The organism is Flavobacterium sp. UBA6135 (assembly GCF_002428305.1).
GTDB lineage: Bacteria > Bacteroidota > Bacteroidia > Flavobacteriales > Flavobacteriaceae > Flavobacterium.
Genome location: NZ_DIVJ01000033.1, coordinates 1 through 2674, shown reverse-complemented (window position 1 = coordinate 2674; position 2674 = coordinate 1). Strand labels below are relative to the sequence as shown.

The following is a 2674-nucleotide window of genomic DNA, read 5'->3' as shown; positions in this document are numbered from 1 at the left end:
ATTAACAAAACTATTTTTCACTGTTAATAACTATGAATTTGTATTTTTGTAACCTATAATGTACTAAAAAACCGACTTATGACTCTTGCAATAGGAAACGATCACGCAGGAACACAATATAAATTTGAAATTGTAAAACTGCTCGAAAATAAAGGACATAAAGTGTTAAACTTTGGAACCGATACTGATGAAAGCATGGATTATCCAGATTCGATCCATCCGGTTGCAAATGCGGTTGAAAACGGTGAAGCAGATTTAGGAATTACCATTTGCGGAAGCGGAAACGGCGCTCAAATGGCAGCTAATAAACACCAGGGAATTAGAGCGGCACTTTGCTGGAACAATGAATTGGTGGCTTTGGCGCGTTTGCATAATAATGCCAATATATTAAGTATTCCGGCACGTTTTGTTTCCTTGCAACAAGCTTTGGGTTTTGTGGAACTGTTTGTAACTACTGAATTTGAAGGCGGACGCCATCAAACAAGAATTGATAAAATACCTTGTTAGTTGGAAAGAAAGTTAAATATTAGATATTAAAAGTTAAATAGGTTTTTTAACCTGAAACTTGAAACTAAATCATAAATCAAAAATCGTCACCCTGAGCTCAGTCGAAGGGTAAAAATCGTAAATCACAAATCAAAAATGGGTCAAAATCATAGCCACGACCATCCAACTTTAACGGGAAAAAATTTACTATTCTCCATCATTTTAAACATTGTAATTACGGTTGCGCAAATTATTGGCGGCATAATTTCAGGTAGTTTGGCACTAATTTCTGATGCGGTCCATAATTTTTCTGATGTTGTTTCCTTAATTATAAGTTATGTAGCCAATGTACTTACCCGCAAAAAATTACAAACCCTTGAATATACTTTTGGGTACAAAAGAGCCGAAATAATTGCCGCTTTTTTTAATGCCGCATCCTTAGTTGTGATTGGTGTTTTTTTGGGTATCGAAGCGATAAAACGTTTTTCGGAAGTTCATGAAATACAAAGCGGCTTGGTGATTTGGCTGGCAATTTTAGGAATCGCTGCTAACGGTTTGAGCGTATTGTTGCTAAAAAATGACGCAAAGCGCAACATGAACATGAAAAGTGCTTACCTTCATTTATTGTCGGATATGCTAACTTCAGTGGCGGTTTTAATTGGCGGATTGCTCATGAAATTTTATCAGATTTACTGGATTGATGCCTTGTTAACATTGATAATCTCGGTTTATTTAATTTATATGAGCTGGCGTATTTTGATTGATTCCTTAAAAATATTAATGCTTTTTGCGCCTTCACACATAAAAATAAATGAGGTTGTTGAGGTAGTTCAAAATGTAACAGGAGTAAAAAACATTCATCATATCCATATTTGGCAATTAAACGATCACGAATCTCATTTTGAAGCGCATATAGAATTTAATGAAGATATTAAGTTATCGGAATTCGATTTGATTTGTGAAGAGATTGAAAAATTGTTGATGGACAAATTTCATATTCAACATTGTAATTTGCAGCCTGAATTTAAAAGAAATGACCTTAAAGAAATTATAATACAAGACTAAAATGCTTAAAATTTTAACCAAATCCTTTGCTGAATTATCCACCAAAGAACTCTATAATATTTTGCAATTGCGCGCTGAAGTTTTTGTGGTGGAACAAAATTGCGTGTATCAGGATATCGACGGAAAAGATGAGAAAGCATTGCATGTGATTGGCTTCAAAAACGATAAAATTGTGGCTTATTGTCGAATATTTAAACCTGGAGATTATTTTGAAAAAGCCAGCATTGGCCGTGTGGTAGTTGCTAAAAATGAACGAAAATTTGGTTACGGACATCTCATTTTTAAGTATTCAGTTGAAGCTATAAATGAACATTTTAAGGAAACTTCCATAAAAATATCGGCACAATTATATTTAAAAAAATTTTATGAATCACACGAATTTATTCAAGTTGGCGAAGGATATTTAGAAGACGATATTCCACACATTGCCATGATTAAAAATTAAATAAATGAACAATCCGAAAGTTAAAATCATTGGCATCAAAAATTTATCGAATGCGCATTACAAACTTGATAAAGTTGATTTTGAGTTTCAAACAAATCGTGGCAGCTTGCAAACCCAAAGTCGAGAATGTTACGACCGTGGTGACGGCGCAGCGATTTTATTGTACAATCCCGCCAAAAAAACGGTAATTCTCACCAAACAATTCAGGATGCCAAGCTACTTAAACGGAAACGCTAGCGGAATGATGATTGAAGTTTGTGCCGGAATGTTGGATAAAGACCATCCTGAAGCCTGCATCATAAAAGAGGTTGAAGAAGAAACAGGTTTTAAAATAACCACTCCAAAAAAGATTTTTGAATTGTATTCAACACCGGGAGCCGTGACCGAAAAAATACATTATTTTGTTGCTGAATGTAGCGATGCCATGAAAATAGGTGATGGCGGAGGTTTAGAAGAAGAACATGAAGAAATTGAAGTGTTGGAAATTGATTTTGAAATTGCATTAACAATGGTGGAAAAAGGAGAAATTAACGACGCCAAAACCGTGGTACTTTTGCAATACGCAAAACTGAACAATTTGCTGTAAAAGGGATTTTTTGTTCATACTTATTTTTTTATTATTGTGAAAGCTATCCTACTTTTTTATAATTTAGCGGCAAACTATTTTAACTCATTTTA

The 2674-nt window shown here is 34.2% G+C and carries 4 protein-coding genes; all 4 read left to right on the top strand.

Annotation, left to right across the window (positions count from 1 at the left end):
* The first annotated feature begins 78 nt into the window (after window positions 1-78).
* Window positions 79-507 carry a ribose 5-phosphate isomerase B gene (gene rpiB / locus B3L86_RS08490; protein WP_291117646.1) on the top strand — a complete coding sequence of 143 codons (429 nt, stop codon included), beginning with the start codon at window positions 79-81 and terminating at the stop codon, window positions 505-507.
* Window positions 508-642: 135 nt separating this feature from the next.
* Window positions 643-1551: a cation diffusion facilitator family transporter gene (locus tag B3L86_RS08485; RefSeq protein WP_291117643.1), complete on the top strand. Its 909-nt coding sequence runs from the start codon at window positions 643-645 to the stop codon at window positions 1549-1551.
* A gap of 1 nt (window position 1552) precedes the next feature.
* Complete coding sequence (locus B3L86_RS08480; RefSeq protein WP_291117640.1) at window positions 1553-1996, top strand: GNAT family N-acetyltransferase; 444 nt, start codon at window positions 1553-1555, stop codon at window positions 1994-1996.
* Between the two features lie 4 nt (window positions 1997-2000).
* Entirely contained in the window at window positions 2001-2582 is a 582-nt protein-coding gene (locus B3L86_RS08475) for an NUDIX domain-containing protein (protein ID WP_291117638.1), read from the top strand.
* Window positions 2583-2674: the final 92 nt, after the last annotated feature.